The following is a 21,052-nucleotide window of genomic DNA, read 5'->3' on the forward strand; positions in this document are numbered from 1 at the left end:
GGCGGCGCCGTTGCGAGAAATTAACGGTTTGGTAACGATACGAGCCCTGCTTGAAGCATTAGCGCAAATCACACGCCGCCGGTGTCTCGCCTGTAATGACCCTGCTATAAAGCGCAGATCCGGTTCGATCGACGGTCCCGAGCTATCCGGCTTCCCTGGTTATCATGAACAGACCTAGCAACACATTCGACATCGCCATCGAGCAGGGATTCGACTTCCTGTCGCCTGATTACGCGGAGCTGTTCGACAACTCGGCCGCCACCGCGTTCCAGCATCCGCTCTGGCTCGACACCCTCTATACCAGGCTCGCGTCTCATGCAGGCGCAACGCCTCTGGTTGTCGTGGTCCGCCACCGCGCGACGGGCGCCCTTGCGATGGTGCTGCCCTTGCTGCGGATCCGGCGCGGCCCGATACGGACCGTCGAATTCGCCGACCTTCGCGTCTCCGACTATCTGGCTCCGGTGTGCAGTCCGCAGGTCTTTTCCGAGCTGCTCAAGGACGAGAGCGCGTGCGCAGAAATCAGGTACCTTGTCCGCCCGTTCGATCTGCTCCGAATGACCAAGCTCCCGGATGGACGGCTTCCGATCGAGAACCTCCTGGCTACGCCCCGCCGCGCCGCGATGGACTCCAACGCCTACGCGACCGTTCTCGTCGCGCCGTTCGAGCAATGGCGCGCCAGCGCGATGGACCGTTCCTACCAGAAGGAGCTCGCAAAAAAATCCCGGCAGCTCCAGAAGAAGGGCGATCTGAGTTTTTCATGCTGCGGCGACAGCGCCTCCGTGATCGAGGCGCTGGACGTGATGCGAAAATTCCGCGGTCCGCGCTTTCAGGCGCAAGGCGACGGAGATCTGCTCCAGCGCTCCGAATATTACGGCTTCTATTCCGAGATGGCGCAGCGCGGCCTCGGCTCCTTTGTCCGGCTCTATGCCATGAAGATGGATGGCGAGGTGATTGCCGCCGTGCTCGGGCTCTGCCATCGAGGCAGCTTCCTCGTTATCATGAGCGCCTTCGACATTGCCGGATACAAGAGCCAGTCCCTGGGCGCGCTGATGTTCGAGCAAGTCGCGAAGGACTGCATTGAGCGCGGGGATCAGATGCTCGATTTCACCATCGGTGACGAGCCCTACAAGAAGCAGTTCGGCGCACAGCCCGCGCCGATGTGGGTGGTCACGCAGGCCGGCAGCACCGTGGGCGCCATTTCCTTGTTCGCACTGAAGCAGGCGCCCTGGCTCAAACTGGCCGCCAAGCGAATGTCGGAGTTCCGGCTCCTGCCGACCCGGACCTCAACGCCCACGCGCTGACCGGCGCGAGGCCCCGATGAGTGCGGCTCTCAGGCGCGTAGCGCGCCTCGAACATGCGCGAGCCAGCCCGGCCGCATTTGATCGACCCGGTGGGTGATCCTGCGTCGCAGGAAGTGCAGGCGCCGTCGCACGTCCCAGCCGATATCGTTGCGGGACGTCAGCGCCTGCCGGAAGTGCGCCATCTTCAGCGACTGCTGGTCCGCCGCGACCTTGTCGACATCGGAATAGAATTCCGAAATCTTGTCCTGGCTCATGCCTTCGGTCACGAGCCAACGCGGCGCATATTCGGTGCAGAGGCGGTCGACATCGACCAGCAGGCGGGCAACGCCGGTGCCGGCGGCAGGGCAATTGGTCTGGAACGCATCGCCGATGAGCACGACGCCGGGCTGCAGATGTCCTTCCACGACGGACAGGTCCATCACCCAATTCTGCACCCGGTCGATCACGTGGAAATCGCCGAGGTAAGGCCGCAAACCCGGCAGCAGGCGCAACACCGTCGCTTCCGGTTCGCGGCGCAGCTCGCGCATGATCGGATCGGCCGCGTCGCGGAACATGAAGAGATTTGCCCGCATGCCGGCACGCACGGGAAACAGGCTGAGATAATCGATGCCGTCCGCCGTGCGCTCGCCGTAACAGGTCAGCGCCTCGAAATCGAACGGCGCATCGTCTCGGCGCGCGATCGTGAATCCGAACGTGACCGAATGACGCTCGGCCAGCACCCGCCGCTTGATACCGAGCTTGTAACCGAGAACGCCCGCCATGCCCGTGGCCAACACGACGAGGCGCGCTGTCATGCGTCTCCCGGACGCGAGCTCGATATGCTGGATATCGTCGCTGCAGTTGACGGCAGTGACCTCGTCGACGATCAGGCTGGACGGATCAGGCAGTTGACTGCGCGCCATGGCGACGAGATCGGCATACGGAAGTCCGTAAGCCCGGCCGACGCTGATATCGACCACCTTGCCTTCCCTGATATTGAGCACCTGATCATATCGGCAGGCGACGCTGTCGAGCGCGTCGAGGAAGCCCAGCTTGCGCAACATCTCCAGCTGATGGCCGCCAATTTTCTCGACCCGGAACTCGTCCGGATAGACCGCGCGCTTGTCGACGAGCGCGACACGATGCCCTGACCGCGCGAGCACGGCCGCCGCGAGCGAGCCCGCGAGGCCGCCGCCAACGATCGCAATGTCGGCGACGATCGTCGAAGGGCCGGCTGCGGCAATCGGCTCGGGCGCGTTGCTATCCGCCGTCATGGTCCAGGCTCCCACGGTCAACGATGATTGCCCGTGCAATTCTCTCGCCTGATGTCGCATCGCAGGACCAAACGCGATCATTTCTCGATATCTCGGTTAATGCAGCGGAGACCGGCCCGGCCCGACGAGATCCGGCACGCGGCTTGCTCGGGATGACCAATCCCGGCGAGCCGGTCCGCATTCCAGCGGCTCATCTCGCCTCATTGGCCGTCGATGCGGCGCTATGCCGCCACGCGATCAGGCCGCACTTTGCTCTATCTGGGACAATGGGATCAGCAATGTTCCATAGTGAAGCAACAGGCATGCCGCGACATCGCCGCGGTCGGCAGGATCATGGAGGCCGTCCATTAACACTCGCGGTTTTTCGGCATGCTAGGCTTTTGCAGGTAATCTGAAATGTCTCTTCAGGGGAAGTTGCCCCTTAAATCTCCATGATCGAATCCATCGTCCAATTCATGCGGCGCGACGTGACGCGCGGTGTTGCCGGAACCATCCTTCTCAAGGTTGGTAGCGGCGCGCTTGCGTTCGCGTTGTTCTCGCTTGCGGCACGAACGATGTCGCCCGATGGGTTTGGTATCTTTGCGACCTGGCTTTCGGTCGCCCAGATGGCAGCGGTCGTCGGACTGGTGGGCCAGGAATCGCTGCTGGTGCGATTTCTGAACGAGTATCGGGTGGGAAATCAGCCCGATCTCACCAAAGGCGTGCTGCTATCGAGCCTCAAAATTTCCTCCGTCGCGATGCTGATCGCGATCGGCACAATGGCGATCGGCGCGAACATCAAAGGCGCCTCGTGGCTGCTGGTTCTCGCGGTGTCGGCCTACACGGCCGTGAATGCGGGACTGATGCTTGGCAGCCAGATCGCACGCTCCCTGGTCAGCATTCTCATGGGAGAAGGAAACAGGGAGTTCTTCTGGCGCGTCAGCGTCGTGCTGTTCCTGCTCGCAATCATGTTCGGCCATCGCCAGCTCGATCCCGCCGAATTGATCGCCGTGATGACGATTGCCATGTCGGTCGGACTGATTGCACAGATCATCGCGATTGCGCGAACCCTGCCGGATTTCCGCGGCACGGCGGTGGGGTCCGAGACGTCGCGCTGGAGATCGAGCGCGCTTCATTTCTGGGTCGCATCCATCCTCGAAGCCGCGAACCAGTATTTCGACGTCATTCTGGTCTATTGGATGCTGGACCCCACAACCGCCGGAATTTACTTTGCCGCTTCGCGGCTGGCCAACATCTTCGCCATGCTGTCGGCCGCACTGTACAGTTTTGGCGCACGTCGGCTCCCCTCGCTGTACTTCAGCAAGAACCATCAGGAATTCGAGCGAACGTTGCGGCTCATGGCGGAAGTAACCGCGGTGTGCGTGGTCAGCGGACTTCTCCTGATCTGGGTTGGAGGTCCCCATCTGCTCAACCTGTTCGGGCCGCATTTTGCTGCGCAGCACTGGGTCCTGATCGTGCTCGCGATCGGAACAGCGTTCCAGGCGGCGGGCGGTCCTTCTGCGGCGATCTTGCAGCTGACCGGCTATGAGCGCGAGTACGTCCCCGTGATCGCCGGGAACGTAGCGCTGCGGCTAGTCGGATTTCTCGTCCTCATTCCCTGGCTCGGCGTTCTTGGTGCAGCGATCTCGGCCACTGTGTCGCTGGCGCTGGCGACCATTGCGCTCAACATCCTCTGTCGCCGGCGAACCGGGGTCGATCCTTCGATTTTGGGGCTTTTGCGCTTCTCGGCATCGAAGCCCAGCGCCTACGCGGTCCGTGGCGCGGACTCCGGCGAATAGACCTCTGGTCAGCCGAGGCAATGGCACGGCTCGGCTCGGCAATCCGTTGCCGGTGGCGTCAACCAGCCAGCCCCAGCACTTCGCCGCGACGCGACGCCGACGGGCCGGCCGGCACACGATTGACGACGATGCCCGTCGGCACGCCGGCAAACCGGGAGAGCGCAGCGATCGCCCTGCGCATTGCGGCCGAGTCGACTGCGTCTTCGCGCGCGACCAGCATGACAAGATCGGCGTGAGCAGCCAGCGCCGCCGCCTCCGGCTGCAAGGCCAGGGAGGTGGCGTGGACGACAATCAGATCGAACTCCGAACGAATATCGTCCGCGGGCTGTGGCTGGGGCTTCTTGCTGGCGCTCAGGAGCTCATCGACGCTGCGAAAGTCCGCAATGATCATGCCGTCGGCTTGGCCCTTGGTGAGCCCTGCCCCGGCACCGCCGAGGTCCGGCTCGACCCGGATCAACACGCTCAGCTTCCCCGTGTTCAACGCCCATCGATTCAGCGACCGCGCGACGGTGTTGCCGCCGGCGCGCTTCCCGACCGACATCACGAGGACGACCTTGCCACGAGGTCCCGGCACCTTCTCCAGCCGCTCCAGCAGCGGACGCAGGTGGAGACCGAGATCGAGTTCGGTCGTCGCGGACACCGGAGCTTGCCAGATGTTTCTGGGGGCTTCGCCTGGCGCCAAGTCGGGAATGCGGGCCCAAATGGGCGGACGCGACCACGTCGCGGGCTGGCGCGGAGCCGGTTCGGGGTCGCGGACATCGGGAGCGGATTTGTCCGATCCGCGTCCCGTGGCGGCAACGACCGCCGTCGATGTCAGCAGCGAACCGATCGCGAGAGCGGCGAGCAGCAAGGACAGCGGTGGAAGGGTCGAGCGCAGCGGCGGAATGGCGGACGACGCAATCTTGGTCTGGGAGCTCTGCAAGAGGCGCTGCTCGTTCGTCGTCTTGGAGCGCGAGAGGAACTGCTCGTAGATGTTTCTGTTGGCCTCGGCGTCGCGCTGCAGCTCCTGGAGCCGGACCAGTGCCTGACCATCGACCAGAAGCTGCGATTCCGCCGCCTTCATCTGGCCTTCCAGCGCCTTCTGCTGTTCGCGCTGGGCCTCGTATTCCGATTTTGCGGTGTCGATGCCCTTCGTCCGCTCAACCTCGATCTGCCTGTTGAGATCGGTCAACTGGCTGTACGACATGACGAGGTCGGGATGGCGATCGCCGAACACCGCCCGCTTCTGCGCAATCTGGTCATTGAGCGCCGACCGCTGCGCGCGCAGGGCGCTCAGCAGATCCTGCTTGACGGGACTGTCGACATTCGCCTTCACGTCGCGCTGTGCCTGCTCGTGGCGGGCCTTCGCCTCTTCGGTCCTGGCGCGCGCAGCGGCAACCTGCTGCGACAGTTCGGTGACCCGCAATTGCTGGGTGGTGGAATCCTTGCCCGCGTTGACGATCCTGTGCTCGAGCTTGAACGTGGCCACGGCGTCCTCTGACGCCTTCAACCGTTCGCTCAATGATTTGAGCCGGCCACTGAGCCAGTCGGCGGCCTCGTCGGTCGCATCGGTGCGGCTGCGGCCCTGGCTGGCGACGAACGCCTCGGCGATGGCATTGGCGTAGTAAGCGGCCCGCTCCGGCCGGTTCGACGTGAAGCGGATGGCGATGACATAGGTCAGCCCGCGCCGGGAAATGTCGAGGCGGTTGCGGAATCTCTCGAGCAGGCGCGCGGGGTCGGTATGTCCCCCGGAAATGTCCTCGTCGTCCCGAATCTTGAGCTGCTCGATCAGCGGCTTGAGAAAGCCGTCGGACTTCGCCACTTCGACCAGGCTTTGCAGCGCAGCGCTATCCTGCCCGATGCCCGGCAGAACGTCCTGCTCCGAGGTCACGCGTTGCTCGCGTGGATCGACCACCACCAGCGCGGTCGCCGCAAATCGCACCGGGATCACCAAGAGAACGATGACGCCAAGGGAAAAAATCGCCAGAGCAAGCGTCAGGATGCGGCGAGCGTTGTTCCGCATGAAAGAGAGCGCACCCGCGGCCGTGAGCGCACCGCCCAAGCGCGCGGCGGATTCGCGCGACTCGCCGTTTGACGCATGTCGCGTCTGCCACGACGCGGCGGCAGCGGTCGATCCGGAACTTGTCGGGTCTGCGCGGCGACCGAACGTCATGGATTTTACTCGGATTCAACTGGCGAACACTGTTCAGTGCCTGCTCCAACGTAAATATCTATGGTTAATCCGCGGTTACCCGCGCCTGGCGCGGCCGTGACCAATTGGTTAACGCGCGCGCTTCATTTCGTCGGGAACCAGCGGAATTCCCTCGCGAACGATGCCCTTGCGACAGGGCGCGCATTAACTCCGTTTATTGCTAGTCGGTGTCCGCGCGAGGCCTCCATGGTAAGCACGGGGTTAAGAATGTGAAAAATTCGTTTCTCTAGTGGGTCGGGATCCGTGCTCCATTACCAGCCAAACAAGGCGTTGGGCGAGACGACTGCGACAGCACTCCCGCCGCCCAACGGTGGCGGACGAAAGCCGCACGTGCTTCTCGTACAGACCCAGGCCGAGAACGCGGGCGCGCAGGAGATCTCGCGCCTGCTTGGCGCCAGGCTGACCGCCCGCGGCTATCGGGTCACCAATCTGTTCTTCTTCCGCAAGTCGGATTCGTTCGATGAGCCCCCCGACACGATCTATTGCGCGTCGAGCCGGCCGGGAAATCCGCTGGCGCTGCTGCAAATGCTGTGGACGCTCGGCGGCCATATCAGGGCCACCAGGCCCGACGCCGTTCTGACGTTTCAGCACTTCGGCAATGTCATCGGCGCCGGCGTGGCGCGCCTCATCTGCCGCGCGCCTGTCATCGCCAATCAGGTTTCATCCGCGCTGTCGATGAGCTGGCCGGTCCGTATGGCCGACATCGCCATGGGCAGCCTCGGCTTCTTCGACCGCATCACGCTCAACTCGCTGGACATGCAACGCGAGTATTCGCGCTACCCCAAGGCTTATCGCGCGCGCATGGTGCATGTCCCGCACGGCTTCGACGACAAGGCGCTCACCCTGACGAAGCAAGCTGCGCGACAGAAGTTCAATCTGCCGCCGGATCGCACCCTGCTCGGCTGCGCAGCAAGATTGCACCCGCACAAGCGGCTCGACGCGGCGATACGTCTGTTGCCGGATCAACCATCCTGGCACCTCGCGCTGGCCGGCCAGGGAGCCGACGAGGCCCGGCTGCGGCAGTTGGCGGATGAGCTGAGAGTATCGGACAGGCTGCATCTGCTCGGCGAAATCACCCCGCGCCAGATGGCGGAGTTTCTCGCCGCTCTCGACGTATTCGTATTTCCGACGCAGGCGGAGACCTTCGGCTTGGCCGCTGTGGAGGCCGCAAACGCCGGCGTTCCCTCGGTCGTCACCGATCTCCCGGTCTTGCGCGAGGTGCTGTCCGTCGAAGGAAAACCGACAGCGCTGTTCGTCGATGCCTCCGATCATACCAAGCTGTCGGCCGCCGTCTCCAGGCTCCTGACGGACCAAAAACTGAGCGACGAACTGCGACAAAACGCCAAAGGCCTGAAGCTGCGCTATTCAGTGGACGCCATGGTGGAGGAATACGTTCGAATTCTCGGCCAGGTCATTTGATCGGGGCGCATTTAAACGGATCGACTCGGAAACGGATCGGCTCGACATGATCATCGAGTTTCGCTGTGAAATTGAGCATGCGCGGCGATGGATGGGCCGCGAGACGCTGCCGATCGATGACCGGGATGTACCGGTCCAGATTGCATGGACGGCAACGGCGGAGCCGCGGCCGACGGGTCTCGACATGCTGTTCGAGCTCGAACGTTTGGTGTTGCACAAGGGCAAACACAGCGGCGCCGACAGGCTGAAGATCAGTCCCGAACGGATGCAGGCTCGCACCGGCACAGCGGACGTCATTGTCGATTTCACCGGTGCCGCGCGGGATCCGAACTGCTCCGCCCGGCAGTATCTCCGTCCGCTGTTCAATGGAGCCGCAGGCGAAAACGCAGCCCTTGCCGCCATTCTCGCCGGCGATCTGCCGGTGATCGAAATCGTCGACGAGGTCGACGGTGCAGTCCTCGATCGCGGCCACCCCTCTGCCGAAATCGCGGCCGGTCTGAGCGGCGGACTAGAAACGGTCATGGCGCGAACCCTGACCATGGTGGCGGCCATCCTGTCGGGACGGCCGCGCATCCTGCCGCAGCTGGCGCGACCGGCCCGAATTGGTAACGGCCTGCCGGCGGCGTACGTCGCGCGCGGCCTAGCGACATCGATCGCCAAGGAGATCTATCGCCTCTGCTGCTATGCCCCGCATTGGCATGTCGGGTGGCGCTTCAATGATGGTGCCGGCGTCTGGCAGACCGGAGATCTGTCAGGGCCCCGCTGGAATGTCCTTTCCGACCCCGGAAATCACTTCTACGCCGATCCTTTCCCCATCACATGGCAGGGAAGAACATTCGTCTTCTTTGAAGATCTCGATCACCGGGTTGGGAAAGGAATCATTTCCGCGATCGAGTTCGACGATACGGGCCCGGTCCGAGCGGTCGTGCCCGTACTGGACGAGCCCTGGCACCTCTCCTATCCCTTCCTGATCGAGGACGATGGCGCGTTGTGGATGATCCCGGAGAGCTCGACCAATGGGGACGTCGCCATTTACAAATGCGTTCGGTTTCCAGACAAATGGGAGCGGCACGAGACGCTGCTTTCGGGACTTGAACTCGCCGATGTGACGATCACGCGGCACAACGGCCTGAACTATCTGTTCGGAGCTTGGCGCGACGGCACCGGCGGATATTCGGATTCGCTGGCGATCTATTACGCCGAGCACCTCATGGGCCCGTGGTTGCCGCATGCCAGCAACCCCGTCCTCATCGACCGCGCGAGCACGCGGCCTGCGGGGAATTTCGTCACCATCAATGGCAAATTGTGGCGGCCGGTCCAGGATTGTGCCGGCGGATACGGCGCAGCGCTCGCCCTGGCGGAAATCGTCGAACTGTCGCCGACGACGTTCAAGCAGATTGTCCGCCACTCTCTGCGGCCCGGATCGGCATGGCCCGGCAGGAAGTTGCACACCTTGAACCGCTACGGCCGGCTCGAGGTGATCGACGGATCGCGTGTCCAACCCAAGACCCGCGCCTTCGGAGGCAAATTTCCATCGGCCGTTTTGTCGCCGCGAACCAGTCCCTCTACCGCCAGCTAGCGCGGATGGCTGAACAAGTCCGTCGTGGCGTCGTCGACGGCGATATCGACCAGCGCGGGACCGCTCGATGCCAACGCTTCGGTCAAGATAGGATCGACGTCACTGGCATCGGTCACGCGCCGCCCCGGACAACCCATTCCCCTTGCGAGCGCCACGAAGTCGAGCCCGGGCAGGTCGATCCCGGGCGGGCGATGCGCCTGCATCAGCTGGCTGAAGGCGCGCATCGCGCCATAGCCTGAATTGTTCATGATCACGAAGGTGATCGGCAAGCGGCGTTGCACCGCGGTCCAGATCGCCTGGATGCAATACATCGCCGATCCGTCACCGATCAGGGCGACGATGCGGCGGCCGGGCCGCGCCAGCGCCACGCCGACGGAGGCCGGCAGGCTGTAACCAAGTCCGCCGCTCGCCATCGTATAGAAGCTGTCCGCACCCGGCCGCGGCAGGAATTGTTGAATGGCGGGACGATGCGACGGCGCTTCCTCGACCACGATCGCATCGCCCGGCATCAACGCCGAGAGCCGGGCGAGCGCATAGCCCGGCGGAATCGGATGTTGCGCGGCAGGAGCGGCAGGCCGCATCCGCGCGGCCGGCACTTCGCGCTCCGCGATGTCAGGCATCGCCGACAGCAGTCCAGCCAGCGCCTTCGGGAGCGTGCTGATGATGGTGTCGCCGACAGAAGCGGCTGCGGCTTCCGTCGGATCATCCGTGATCTGCCAGACCAGCGTTCCGTCGTCGAGCAATTCGCATTGTCCTTCGACATGGAAAGTAAACACCGGCGCGCCGACCACGACGATCAGATCGGCGCCGCGCAGGGCGCGGGCGAGCCCTCCTGGTGCTGCCGGAAGGAAGCCGGCAAACAGCCGATGCAATTCCGGAAAGCTCGAACGGCTCGACATCGGGCTTGCCCAAACGGCCGCGCTCGCCTGCTCGGCCACAGCGACCATCGCGTCGACGCAGCCGCTGCGATCGATCTCGGGTCCGACAACGAAGATAGGTTTTTTGGCGGCCCGGATCGCCGCGCCGAGCCGAACGATCGCCGCCGGATCGGGCGCAAACTCCGTCGCGATGTGGCGGACCGGCGGTGCGATTGCGGGCCGCGCCCAATCATCCGACGGGACCGACACGAATGTCGGACCGCGCGGATGCTGCATGGCGGTGAGGAAGGCCTGCGCGATCGCCGCTGGAACATCTTCGGCCCGCGCCGGTTCGGCGCTCCATTTCACATAGGGCTTTGGAAACTGTGCGGCGTCCTCGGCGAAGAGATAGGGTCGCATCCGCAACAGGCTGCGCGCCTGCTGCCCGGCTGTCACGACCATCGGCGTCTTGTTGCGGAACGCGGTGAAGAGATTGCCGAGCGCATGACCGAGCCCGGCCGCCGAGTGCAAATTGACGAAAGCCGGACGCCCCGTCGCCTGCGCGTAGCCGTCCGCCATGCCGACGACGCAGGCTTCCTGCAAACCGAGCACGTAGTCGATGTCATCGGGCCAGTCGCCGAGGAAGGCAAGCTCGGTCGAGCCGGGATTGCCGAAAACGCGATCGACGCCAAAGGAGCGAAGCACACCGAGGGTCGCTTCCCGAACCGTGAGAATTTTCGAATTCATGAATGGACGTCCTGGTGGCTTCGCTTGCTGCGCGATCAGAAAGGATAGTGCTGCGGCTGGGTCTCGATGGTGATCCAGCGCAGATCGGTGAACTCGGCGATCCCGGCCTGGCCGCCGAAGCGGCCGTAGCCCGATCCCTTGACGCCGCCGAACGGCATCTGCGCCTCGTCATGCACGGTCGGGCCGTTGACGTGGCAGATACCGCTTTCGATCCGCTGCGCCACCGTCAGGGCACGCGCGACGTCGCGGCCGAACACGGCGGCCGAGAGGCCGTACTCGGTATCGTTGGCGAGCCGAACGGCATCGTCCACGCCACGCGCGCGGACCACCGAGACGACGGGACCAAAGCTCTCCTCGGTGTAGATGCGCATGCCCGGCACCACGCGGTCGAGCACGGTGGCTGGGACGACCGTGCCAACCCGGTCGCCCCCCGCGAGCTTGACGGCGCCTTTCGCGATCGCGTCGTCGATCAGGGCAACGACATGCTTGGCCGGCGCCTCGTCGATCATCGAGCCGACCACCACCGGACCGCGGCGCGGGTCGCCGGCCGGAAGCGCGCCTGTCTTCTTGGCAAGCTTCGCGACGAACTGATCGGCGACGGCCTCGTCCACGATTACGCGCTCAGTAGACATGCAGACCTGGCCCTGGTTGATGAAGGCGCCGAAGGCCACGGCGGCGACGGCGGCATCGAGGTCGGCATCGTCGAGCACGACCAGAGGCGCCTTGCCGCCAAGCTCGAGCAGCACCGGCTTGAGGTGCCGCCCGGCGAGTTCGGCGATGACGCGGCCGACCCGGGTTGAGCCGGTGAAGTTGATCCGCCGCACGGCCGGATTGGCGATCAGGCGCTCGACCAGAGCAGGCGCATCGGCCGGTGCGTTGGTCAGAACATTTACGACACCGGGCGGAAAGCCTGCATCCTTGAAGACCTCGCCGATCAGCCGGTGCGTTCCCGGGCAAATCTCGGACGCCTTGAGCACGACCGTATTGCCGCAGGCAAGCGCCGTCGCCACGGCGCGAACGCCGAGAATGATCGGCGCATTCCACGGCGCGATACCGAGGCACACGCCGGCCGGCTGGCGAACGGACATCGCGAGACATCCCGGCTTGTCCGACGGGATCACCTCGCCGGCGATCTGCGTGGTGAGCGACGCCGCTTCGCGCAGCATGCCGGTCGCGAGCTTCACGTTGAAGGCGGACCAGATCTCCGTCGTGCCGATCTCGGCCATCATGATCCGGATGAAGGCATCGCGCTTCGCCTCAAGCGCATCTGCGGCCTTCAGCAACAGAGCGCGCCTCGCATTCGGGCCAAGTGCCGACCATCCTGGCAATGCGGCGGAAGCTGCCGCCACCGCGGCGTCGGCATCGAACGCCGTCGCGGCGGCCGCGCGGCTTGCCACCTCCTGCGACAGCGGATTGCGGCGCTCGAACACCTTGCCGCCGGAAGCGGCCTGGTCCTGCCCGTTGATGAGAAGACTGACGTCCATGAAAACCTCCCTGATGTTGGTGATGGCGCCTGCTCAGCCGAGCAGCCGCGACTTGCCGGTTTCATGCGCGAAGCCGAGCGCGATCATCGCTGCGAGCGCGAGCGCGACGTAGTATCCCGTGATCGCGTAGGTGGAGCCCGTCTGCGCAAACAGGCTGGTGGCGACCAGCGGCGCGATGCCGCCGCCCAGCACCGTCCCGAGCTGCTTTCCGATCGACACGCCCGTGAAGCGAATGCGGGTCGGAAACAGTTCCGGGAAATAGCTCCCTTCGCTGCCGAACATCAGCGGATGGATCACCCCCGCGGCGAGGATCACCGCGCCCGTCCCCAACATCGTGTCACGGCTCGCGACTACACCGTAGAATGCAAACATCGAGATGGCTGCGAGCACGATTCCGGTCAGGAACAGACGCTTCCGTCCGATACGGTCGGACCATGCGCCAATGAGCGGCATCGCAACAAGCCCGACGAGATTGGCGAACAGCACGGCCTGCGTGATGACGTCCTTCTGGACGCCGAGCTGACGGGTCGCGAAGGAGATGGTGAAGATGGCCGTCAAATAGAAATAGGATGTCTGCGCCATTTCGGCGAAGAACACGATAAGGATCGGCCGCCAATGCTCCCGCAGTGCCTCGACCACAGGCGCCGCTTCGGTCACCTTCGCCTTTCGGAACGTCGCGCTCTCCTCGATGCGCAGGCGCATGTAGACGCCGAGCGCGACCAGCACCGCGCTGATCAGGAACGGGACGCGCCAGCCCCACGACAGCAGATCCGCTTCCGGCAGCCGCGAGATCGTGAGCGCCGCGAACGAGGCGAGCACGACGCCGACGGGTCCTGCGGCCTGGATCACCGCAGCCGAGAAGCCGCGCCGGTGCCCGGGCGCCGTCTCGATCGCCATAAGGATCGCCGCGGTCGACTCGCCGCCGAGTGCAAACCCCTGGACGAAGCGCAACGCCACAAGCGCGACGGTCGCGGCCACGCCTGCACTGGCGTAGGTCGGCAACAATCCGATCGACATGGTCGCAAGTCCCATCATGAGCAGCGTACACAGCAAGACGGACTTTCGGCCGAGGCGGTCGCCGAAATGACCGAACACCAGTCCGCCGAGCGGACGCGCCAAAAATCCGACAGCAAACGTCGCGAACACCGCAATGGTCGCCGTGAGCTGATCGAACTTCGGAAAGAACAGCTGATCGAATACCAGCGGCGCGATCAGGCCGTAGATGAAGAAGTCGTACCATTCGATCGCGGTGCCGATGGTGCCGGCGATCAGGATACGCCGGCGGCTGCTCGCCGTCTGCTCGGCAGTGGCGACGGTCGCAACGTCGTAGTCCTCCAATGCTCTTATCGTCACGGCTTCCTCCTCCGATGTCATTTGTCGTTTTGTTGTCTTGTTGTTATTGGCCGCGCCGCCGCTGATCGGATGCGACGGCGAGAGTCGATCAGCTTGCCAGCCGTGCGCTGTCGCTCGCATTGTGTCCGAGTGCGCGGGCAAGGACGCGCCCCATCGTGCCAGCCTGTGACGCGCTGCCGCGCCAGGCCACGATCTGGTCGGGGCGTATCAAGGCGAGATCGGCGGCGTAGAGATCGCGCAGCGATTTCGGCAGCGTGACGAGTTTCACATCAACCCCGATCGCGCGGATGGTCTCGGCGAATGACGCATGCGCGGACACGACCTCGCCGAACTGGAGCAGCGTCCACTCGAACCCGAACAGATCGTACAAGGAGACGCCGTCGTCCAACCACGCATGCGGGGCGCGCCCGCCGGGACAGGCGCTCGGAACGTAGACGTTCGCGGCGTCCGGCGGCGGCTGGCTACCATCGGAGACGATGATCGGCGAGCCGTCGTAACGCCCGCCGAAGGTTATGCCGGGGATGTTGAATTCGGCGCGGGCGTGCTGTTCGAGATAGACGCCAGCGATCCGCCGCGCCTCGTCGCCGGCCTCGGTGGGGTCCTCGATCTCAGGCGCGGGAGCGAACAGACCGAGCGAGTCGGCAAAGCGACGCGCATAATCGGTGTTGCGCAGCGCCACCGGACGCCGCTCGACCTCATAGCTGTCGAGCAGCCCCGCCGGGCTCACACCCCTGACGACGCTTGCGAGCTTCCAGCCGAGATTGACCGCATCCTCGATCGCGGTGTTGTAGCCGAGGCCTCCGGTCGGCGTGAACAGATGCGCCGCGTCGCCGCCCAGGAACACCCTGCCCCGCTGCATGGCATTCGCAACCAGCGCGTGGCCGGCGGTCCAGGTCAGGAACGACAACACTTCGCAGTCAATCGGCGCGCCGCAGCCGCGCTGGAACGCCGCTTTGGCTTCGTCGATCGTGATCGCATTTTCGTTCTCATCGGGCCGAAGCTGCGTGTGAAACGCGAATTCGTCGCGACCGTTCACCGATGCCATGAAGGCGCGGCGGTCGCCGTTGAAGCAATTGTACATCCACGCCTTGGCGTGCGGGATGCTCGCGTAGAAGCCGGGCGAACGGAGATAGACCGCCAGCATGCGGCCGCCCATGAAATCGCGCTGCGTTCCGGTTTCGCCGCCGTAGACAATGCCGAGCGACTGCCGGACCATGGAGCGCGGCCCGTCGGCCCCGACCAGGAAGTCGGCCCGGACCTCAAAGCGGCTGTTGTCATCGAGACGTTCGATCTGGGCGACGACGCCGTCATCGCTCTCGACGTAGCTGATCAGACGATGACCGTAGCTGAGCCGTATTCCGGGAAGCCGTTCGGCATGGCGGCGCAGCACCGCCTCGACATATTTTTGCGAGACCCGATGCGGCAGCTCGGCCGCGCTCCAGGAGCCCGACATGCCCTTGACGAGCTCGCCCGCGCGTGACGATGACGGCAATTGAAATCGGGCCAGCTCGTATCCGGTGTAGCGCGTGAAATATGCAACGTCGGTCGGATAATCCGCAGGCAGTCCTTCGCGTCGGATCTCGTCGGCAAAACCCAGCCGCCGATAGTGCTCCATCGAGCGGGCCTGCGTCGCATTGGCTTGCGGGTTGAAGGCGGTGCCCGGCTTTTCATCGACCAGGATCGCGGACACGCCGCGGCGGCCGAGCTCGTTGGCGAGCATCAGGCCGCAGGGCCCCCCGCCCACGATGAGCACCGAGGCCTTCAGACATGTTTCCAAGACGCTTCTCCCTACCAGCATTATTCTGCATGGTAAGGTCGCCTGACGATATCGTCAAGTAGCCTGACTACTCGGGTTCGTGGAGCGTGTCGAATTGCGCGCCATAGACCTCCAGCCCCTTCACGATCGCATCCATCGTGGCCTTGCCGAGCTCGGCGCGCATTTCCTGCTCGGCGACGTCGACCGCGTCGCGGAACGCATCGAGCCATTTGCGCCCGGCCGGCGTGAACATGACGATGCGCGCGCGCCGATCGGTGGGATCGGCGATGCGATCGACCAGGCCGAGATCGGCGCATTGATCGACCAGCTCGCCCATCGCCTGCTTGCTCATGGAGGCGCGGCGGGCGAGCTCCGTCAGTCTGGTCCCCTCCACGTCGAGATTGCGTGTGAGGCCGACATGCGCGATCCGCGTTTCGCCATGCCCCTTCTCGCTCATCAGTTCGAGCACACGACCTTCGAAGCGCCGCACTGCGTTGTTGAGCAGCCGACCGATGTTGGCATGCCGCCATGCGGTGCCGGATGTCCTGGCTTTCAATGGATGTGCCTTCTGCAAAGCCGCCTGAATTCGAAAATGTCGCTCACTTCGCCGCGTCGATCCAGATCCCCGGCTGCGAATGCTCGCGGATGTGGCTGACCAGGAAGTCGGAAAAGACCCTGATCTTGGCGGGCAGTCCGGCACGGTTCTGGTAGGCGATGTTCATCGTCAGCAGCGGCAGCTCCCAGTCCATCAGAACCTGGACGAGACGGCCCGCCGCGATATCGCTTTGCACGATATAGAGCGGCTGGATGAGGATGCCGAGCCCCGCCAGCGCGGCGCCGCGGATGACCTGGCCGTCATTGCTGTCGAGCGTCGGCGTGACGCGGACAGTCTGCGCGCCGTTGCCTCTGCGCAGGCGCAGCGAATAAGGATCGTTGGCGAGATTGTAGACCAGCATGTTATGGCGCGCGAGATCGACGGGCTGTTCCGGCTCGCCGCAGCTTGCGAGATATGAGGGCGCAGCCGCGAGCACACGCCGCATCTGGCCGATGCGGCGGACGATGATGTTCGAATCCGGCTCCTGCTCGCGCGTCCTGATCGCCACGTCGATGCCGGCCTCGATGAAATCGGAATACCGATTGGCGGTGGTGATCTGCATGTTGAGCTTCGGATAGCGCGCGCGGAAGGCCGGCAGCATCGGCGCCAGATAGATCACCGCAAAGGACAGCGAGCTCGTGACCCGCAGCGTGCCCTGCGGCGACAGCGCGCGATCGCTGACGATGTCCTCGGCCTCCGCCAGTTCGCTCAAAACCCGGCTCGAGCGCTCCAACAACTCCTGCCCCGCCTCCGTCAACCACAGCCGACGAGTGTTGCGCTCGATCAGCCGGACCGCAAGGCGCTCCTCGAGCGCGCTGAGATGGCGGCTCGCGGCAGCATTCGACATGCGCAGGGCTTCGGCAGCTTTGGACAGGCTGCCGAGCTCGGCCGTCTTGGCGAACACTTCCAACTGGAGCAGGCGGTCCATTTTTTCGCAAACAGGAAAAGAGACTTGCGATTATTGACCTTTATTTCCGTATCCCGCAAGGCAAAATGGCCCAAACACAAGCAAGATAGCAGGCGAGGAAACAGGGAAATGTCGGGCCCGATCAGGCACATCGTGATGTGGCGGCTGCGCGGGGAGACGCCAGCGGAGCGTTCCGCCGCCCGGGTCAAGGTCAAGACCCTGTTCGAGGGGCTGCGCGGCCGGATCGACGGCCTCACCCATATCGAAGTCGGTCTCGACGTGAGCGATGTCGACTACGCCTGCGACGTCGTGCTGTTCTCCGAATTCACCGACCACGCTGCGCTCGCGGCCTACGCCACCCACCCGGAACATTTGCGCGTGCGCGAGGCCTTGGGCGACTTGCGGATCGGACGCTTCCAGGTCGATTATCCCATCAAAGAGACCGGCACATGATCGGTTCGTTCACCTTTGAAAACCTGCCCTGCCGCGTCGTGTTCGGCAGCGGAACGTTGGCTAGCGCCAAGGCCGAGGTCGAGCGTCTCGGCGGCAAGCGCGCGCTGGTACTGACGACGCCGCAGCAGGAGGCGCAAGGCAAAAGCTTGGGCGCGGCGCTCGGTCCGCTCTACGCCGGCATTTTTCCGGGCGCGACCATGCACACGCCGGTCGAGGTCACGGAGCGGGCGCTCGCGGCGATGAAGGCGTGCGAGGCCGACTGCGTCGTCTCGCTCGGCGGCGGATCCACGACCGGGCTCGGCAAGGCGCTGGCCTTGCGCACCGGAATCAACCAGCTTTGCATTCCCACCACCTATGCCGGCTCGGAGATGACGCCGATCGTCGGCCAGACCGAGAACGGCCTGAAGACCACGGTACGCGACGCCGCCATCCTGCCGGAGACGGTGATCTACGATGTCGATCTCACTTTGACTCTGCCGGCGAGCCTGGCCGCGACATCAGGCATCAACGCGATTGCGCATGCGGTGGAGGCGCTCTATGCGCGCGATGCCAATCCGGTGACGTCGCTGATGGCGGAGGAAGGCATCCGCGCGCTCGCCCGAGCCCTGCCCGCGATTGCCACGAAAAGCGACGATCGCGATGCCCGCACGGAAGCGCTCTATGGCGCCTGGCTGTGCGGCGTCTGCCTCGGCACCGTCGGCATGGCGCTGCACCACAAGCTCTGCCACACGCTCGGCGGCACCTTCGACCTGCCGCATGCCGAGACCCACACCATCGTGCTGCCGCATGCGCTGGCCTACAACGCGCCGGCCGTGCCCGATGCGATGGCGCGGATCTCACGCGCAATCGGCGTCCCCGATGCATCGCAAGGACTCTTCGAGCTCGCGAAGCGGCTGGGTGCGAAGGTTGCATTGCGCGACATCGGCATGCCCGAAAGCGGCATCGACAAGGCCGCGGATCTCGCTGTCACCAACGCCTACTGGAACCCGCGCCCGCTCGAACGCAACGCCATCCGCGACCTGATCGCGCGCGCCTGGGCCGGCGAGCCGCCCGGCGCCATCAAAGCGGCAGTTTGATTCGATGCAGCGCACGCTGATCAAATCCGCGGTCATCATCAGCATGGATGACACGATCGGCGATTTACCTGGCGGCGATGTGCTGATCGAGGGGAACCGCATCGTTGATTTGCGGCCATCGATTGATCTCGGCAGCGGCGCGACTGAAGCCGAGATCATCGACGGCAAAGGCCGCATCGTCATCCCCGGTCTCATCAACGCGCATATGCACACCTGGCAGACGGGTCTACGCGGCTATGCCGCCAACTGGACGCTGCTGGAATATTTCCGCCGCATGCATGCCGGGCTCGCAACGGTGTTCGGGCCCGAGGACATCCATATCGCGACCTTGGTGGGCGCGCTGAACCAGATCAACCAAGGTACCACCACGCTGGTCGACTGGTGCCACAACAATCCGACGCCCGATCATACCAACGCCGCCGTGGGCGGCCTGATCGAAAGCGGTATCCGGGCGGCCTTCTTCCACGGCTCGCCCAAGCCCGAGCCGAAACCGGGCGAGCCGCATTTCTCGGAAATCCCGCATCCACGCCGTGAGGTCGAGCGACTGCTGGCGGGGCCCCTCGCCGACCGCGACGGCCTCGTCACACTTGGGCTCGCGATCCTCGGCCCGCATTATTCGACGCTCGACGTCGCCATGCACGATTTCCGCATGGCGCGCGAGTTCAAGCTGATCGCATCCATGCATCAGGGCGGTGGTCCCGCCAAGACGCCTGGTGGCTGGGAGAAGCTGATCGGGGCCGGCCTCGTCGGCGCCGGAATCAACATCGTCCATGGCAACGACCTGCCTGACGATCTCCTGGACCGGATGGTCGACCTCGGCGTCTCCTTCTCGGTGACGCCGGAGAACGAGATGGTCCAGGGCCACGGCTTCCCGATCACCGGACGGCTGCTCAAGCGCGGCGTGCGGCCGACCATCGGCATCGATCTGGAATCCGTGCTGGCCGGCGACCTCTTCTCCGCCGCGCGCGTTGCGCTCTCGATGCAGCGGGCGCTCGACAACGCCGAGTCGCGCAAGGTCACCAGCACCATTCCAGCGACGACCACGATCCCCGTCCGCGAGGCGCTGCGCTGGATTACGACGGAAGGCGCCCGCATGCTCGGTCGCGAGCACCAGATCGGCTCACTGACGCCGGGCAAGCTCGCCGACCTCGTCATCATCGATTGCTCCGATCTCAACCTCGTCCCAGTGCACGATCCCGTTGCCACCGTGGTGATGCAAACGAGCCTCGCCAATATCGAGGCCGTGATGATCGGCGGCGTGTGGAAGAAGCGGAATGGACGGTTGCTGGCCGACGGTCTGGAGGCGAAAAAGCAATTGCTCGCGCAATCCGGCCGGCGGCTGGTGCACGACATCGAACGACAGGGACACGCCGCCTGAGGGCGTCAAGGACAACAACAATGACTGACACGCCAAAGAACGTCGCTTTCATCGGGATCGGCAAGATGGGCCTGCCGATGTCGGTGCTCGTCGCCAAGGCCGGTTATGCCGTGACCGCGTTCGACCGGAGCACGACACGGCTCGACGAGGCGCGCGCGCAAGGCATTTCGATTGCCGCTTCGCCGGCGGAGGCCGTGGGCGGCAAGGTCGCGATCATCACGTCCTTACCCGATGACGCTGCCTTGCGCGGCGCACTGCTCGGCCCAACAGGCCTCATCGCCGCGATGGCGGCTGGATCTGTCCTGGTCGAGACCAGCACTGTGAGCGTCGAGGCGTCCGCAGAGGTCGACGCCGCCGCACAGGCGCGCGGTGTCCTCTACCTGCGTGCGCCGGTCTCGGGCAATGCCAGCATCGTCCACACTGGCGCGCTGAGCTGCTTCGTCTCGGGCCCGAAGGACGCCTACGAAAACGCAAAGCCGCTGCTCGCCGCCTTCACCCGCGCCCAGACCTATCTCGGGCCCGGCGAGGAAGCGCGATATGCGAAGCTTGCGGTCAATTTGATGATCGCTGTCTCGGCCGCCATGATGGCGGAAAGCCTGGCGCTGGCGCGCAAGGGCGGCATCGGCTGGCAGGACATTCTGAAAGTTCTCGACGACAGCGCGGTGGCCTCACCGATGGTGAAGTACAAGACCGCGCCGCTGCGTAACCGCGATTTCGACTCGACCTTTTCCTGCAGGCAGATGGCCAAGGATCTCGATCTGATCCTCGGCGCCGGCCACGCGGTCGGCGTGCCGCTTCAGCTCGCCGCCCAAGTGCGGGAGACCTATGGCTCGCTGGTCGCGCAAGGCGACGGCGACGCTGACTTCATCGCGACTGTCAAACACATCGAGCGGCTGTCCGGCCTCGGCGAGCCCAAACTCTGAGT

At 64.6% G+C, this 21,052-nt stretch carries 16 protein-coding genes; 8 read left to right on the forward strand and 8 right to left on the reverse strand.

What is annotated here, in order from left to right:
• Positions 1 to 164: 164 nt before the first annotated feature.
• Complete coding sequence (locus tag BRA1253DRAFT_RS08460) at positions 165 to 1,301, forward strand: GNAT family N-acetyltransferase (protein ID WP_007593053.1); 1,137 nt, start codon at positions 165 to 167, stop codon at positions 1,299 to 1,301.
• 29 nt (positions 1,302 to 1,330) lie between these two features.
• Here BRA1253DRAFT_RS08460 and BRA1253DRAFT_RS08465 read toward each other — a convergent pair whose 3' ends face one another.
• Entirely contained in the window at positions 1,331 to 2,554 is a 1,224-nt protein-coding gene (locus tag BRA1253DRAFT_RS08465; protein ID WP_007593054.1) for an NAD(P)/FAD-dependent oxidoreductase, read from the reverse strand.
• A 431-nt stretch (positions 2,555 to 2,985) separates the two neighbouring features.
• On the opposite strand from BRA1253DRAFT_RS08465, the gene BRA1253DRAFT_RS08470 reads away from it, so the two are divergent.
• On the forward strand, positions 2,986 to 4,332 hold the full coding sequence (locus tag BRA1253DRAFT_RS08470) for a lipopolysaccharide biosynthesis protein (protein ID WP_007593055.1): 1,347 nt from the start codon (positions 2,986 to 2,988) through the stop codon (positions 4,330 to 4,332).
• Between the two features lie 58 nt (positions 4,333 to 4,390).
• On the opposite strand, the gene BRA1253DRAFT_RS08475 is transcribed toward BRA1253DRAFT_RS08470, so the two are convergent.
• Positions 4,391 to 6,484: a GumC family protein gene (locus BRA1253DRAFT_RS08475; RefSeq protein WP_007593056.1), complete on the reverse strand. Its 2,094-nt coding sequence runs from the start codon at positions 6,482 to 6,484 to the stop codon at positions 4,391 to 4,393.
• 282 nt (positions 6,485 to 6,766) lie between these two features.
• Between BRA1253DRAFT_RS08475 and BRA1253DRAFT_RS08480 the strand changes: the two genes are divergently transcribed.
• A complete protein-coding gene (locus BRA1253DRAFT_RS08480; protein ID WP_007593057.1) occupies positions 6,767 to 7,942 on the forward strand; it encodes a glycosyltransferase family 4 protein in 1,176 nt (391 codons plus the stop codon).
• A 46-nt stretch (positions 7,943 to 7,988) separates the two neighbouring features.
• Positions 7,989 to 9,521 (forward strand): hypothetical protein, encoded by a 1,533-nt coding sequence (locus tag BRA1253DRAFT_RS08485; RefSeq protein ID WP_007593058.1) that lies wholly within the window; start codon positions 7,989 to 7,991, stop codon positions 9,519 to 9,521.
• Here BRA1253DRAFT_RS08485 and mdlC read toward each other — a convergent pair.
• The 6 genes from mdlC to BRA1253DRAFT_RS08515 all read right to left on the reverse strand — a co-directional run bounded on the left by mdlC (position 9,518) and on the right by BRA1253DRAFT_RS08515 (position 17,241).
• Positions 9,518 to 11,125, reverse strand: coding sequence for a benzoylformate decarboxylase (gene mdlC, locus BRA1253DRAFT_RS08490; RefSeq protein ID WP_007593059.1), 1,608 nt, complete (start codon positions 11,123 to 11,125; stop codon positions 9,518 to 9,520). The two genes, BRA1253DRAFT_RS08485 and mdlC, sit on opposite strands and share 4 nt — an antisense overlap.
• Before the next feature lie 35 nt (positions 11,126 to 11,160).
• A complete protein-coding gene (locus BRA1253DRAFT_RS08495) occupies positions 11,161 to 12,609 on the reverse strand; it encodes an aldehyde dehydrogenase (RefSeq protein ID WP_007593060.1) in 1,449 nt (482 codons plus the stop codon).
• Positions 12,610 to 12,642: 33 nt separating this feature from the next.
• Positions 12,643 to 13,962, reverse strand: coding sequence for an MFS transporter (locus tag BRA1253DRAFT_RS08500; RefSeq protein ID WP_007593061.1), 1,320 nt, complete (start codon positions 13,960 to 13,962; stop codon positions 12,643 to 12,645).
• An 88-nt stretch (positions 13,963 to 14,050) separates the two neighbouring features.
• Positions 14,051 to 15,760 carry an FAD-dependent oxidoreductase gene (locus tag BRA1253DRAFT_RS08505; RefSeq protein ID WP_035993038.1) on the reverse strand — a complete coding sequence of 570 codons (1,710 nt, stop codon included), beginning with the start codon at positions 15,758 to 15,760 and terminating at the stop codon, positions 14,051 to 14,053.
• Between the two features lie 46 nt (positions 15,761 to 15,806).
• The gene (locus BRA1253DRAFT_RS08510; protein ID WP_007593065.1) at positions 15,807 to 16,274 is read right to left on the reverse strand and encodes a MarR family winged helix-turn-helix transcriptional regulator; all 468 of its coding nucleotides are present in this window, start codon (positions 16,272 to 16,274) and stop codon (positions 15,807 to 15,809) included.
• Positions 16,275 to 16,317: 43 nt separating this feature from the next.
• The gene (locus tag BRA1253DRAFT_RS08515) at positions 16,318 to 17,241 is read right to left on the reverse strand and encodes a LysR family transcriptional regulator (protein WP_007593066.1); all 924 of its coding nucleotides are present in this window, start codon (positions 17,239 to 17,241) and stop codon (positions 16,318 to 16,320) included.
• 108 nt (positions 17,242 to 17,349) lie between these two features.
• Between BRA1253DRAFT_RS08515 and BRA1253DRAFT_RS08520 the strand changes: the two genes are divergently transcribed.
• Genes BRA1253DRAFT_RS08520 through BRA1253DRAFT_RS08535 form a run of 4 tightly spaced genes read left to right on the forward strand, consistent with a single transcriptional unit; the run spans position 17,350 to position 21,050 of the window.
• Positions 17,350 to 17,673 (forward strand): Dabb family protein, encoded by a 324-nt coding sequence (locus tag BRA1253DRAFT_RS08520; RefSeq protein WP_007593067.1) that lies wholly within the window; start codon positions 17,350 to 17,352, stop codon positions 17,671 to 17,673.
• Complete coding sequence (locus BRA1253DRAFT_RS08525; protein ID WP_007593068.1) at positions 17,670 to 18,749, forward strand: maleylacetate reductase; 1,080 nt, start codon at positions 17,670 to 17,672, stop codon at positions 18,747 to 18,749. The genes BRA1253DRAFT_RS08520 and BRA1253DRAFT_RS08525 overlap by 4 nt, the downstream gene beginning before the upstream one ends.
• Before the next feature lie 4 nt (positions 18,750 to 18,753).
• Positions 18,754 to 20,127 (forward strand): amidohydrolase family protein, encoded by a 1,374-nt coding sequence (locus BRA1253DRAFT_RS08530; RefSeq protein ID WP_007593069.1) that lies wholly within the window; start codon positions 18,754 to 18,756, stop codon positions 20,125 to 20,127.
• A 20-nt stretch (positions 20,128 to 20,147) separates the two neighbouring features.
• Positions 20,148 to 21,050, forward strand: a complete 903-nt coding sequence (locus BRA1253DRAFT_RS08535; RefSeq protein ID WP_007593070.1) for an NAD(P)-dependent oxidoreductase — start codon at positions 20,148 to 20,150, stop codon at positions 21,048 to 21,050.
• Positions 21,051 to 21,052: the final 2 nt, after the last annotated feature.

It is taken from the genome of Bradyrhizobium sp. WSM1253 (assembly GCF_000244935.1).
In the GTDB taxonomy this organism is placed as follows: Bacteria; Pseudomonadota; Alphaproteobacteria; order Rhizobiales; family Xanthobacteraceae; genus Bradyrhizobium; species Bradyrhizobium canariense.

Excerpts from the sequence above, each read along its gene's own strand:
- BRA1253DRAFT_RS08535 (WP_007593070.1), top strand. The coding sequence starts at position 20,148 with ATGACTGACACGCCAAAGAACGTCGCTTTCATCGGGATCGGCAAGATG.
- mdlC (WP_007593059.1), bottom strand. The coding sequence starts at position 11,125 with ATGAATTCGAAAATTCTCACGGTTCGGGAAGCGACCCTCGGTGTGCTT.
- BRA1253DRAFT_RS08475 (WP_007593056.1), bottom strand. The coding sequence starts at position 6,484 with ATGACGTTCGGTCGCCGCGCAGACCCGACAAGTTCCGGATCGACCGCT.
- BRA1253DRAFT_RS08520 (WP_007593067.1), top strand. The coding sequence starts at position 17,350 with ATGTCGGGCCCGATCAGGCACATCGTGATGTGGCGGCTGCGCGGGGAG.
- BRA1253DRAFT_RS08470 (WP_007593055.1), top strand. The coding sequence starts at position 2,986 with ATGATCGAATCCATCGTCCAATTCATGCGGCGCGACGTGACGCGCGGT.
- BRA1253DRAFT_RS08525 (WP_007593068.1), top strand. The coding sequence starts at position 17,670 with ATGATCGGTTCGTTCACCTTTGAAAACCTGCCCTGCCGCGTCGTGTTC.
- BRA1253DRAFT_RS08485 (WP_007593058.1), top strand. The coding sequence starts at position 7,989 with ATGATCATCGAGTTTCGCTGTGAAATTGAGCATGCGCGGCGATGGATG.
- BRA1253DRAFT_RS08495 (WP_007593060.1), bottom strand. The coding sequence starts at position 12,609 with ATGGACGTCAGTCTTCTCATCAACGGGCAGGACCAGGCCGCTTCCGGC.
- BRA1253DRAFT_RS08465 (WP_007593054.1), bottom strand. The coding sequence starts at position 2,554 with ATGACGGCGGATAGCAACGCGCCCGAGCCGATTGCCGCAGCCGGCCCT.
- BRA1253DRAFT_RS08460 (WP_007593053.1), top strand. The coding sequence starts at position 165 with ATGAACAGACCTAGCAACACATTCGACATCGCCATCGAGCAGGGATTC.
- BRA1253DRAFT_RS08515 (WP_007593066.1), bottom strand. The coding sequence starts at position 17,241 with ATGGACCGCCTGCTCCAGTTGGAAGTGTTCGCCAAGACGGCCGAGCTC.
- BRA1253DRAFT_RS08505 (WP_035993038.1), bottom strand. The coding sequence starts at position 15,760 with ATGCTGGTAGGGAGAAGCGTCTTGGAAACATGTCTGAAGGCCTCGGTG.
- BRA1253DRAFT_RS08530 (WP_007593069.1), top strand. The coding sequence starts at position 18,754 with ATGCAGCGCACGCTGATCAAATCCGCGGTCATCATCAGCATGGATGAC.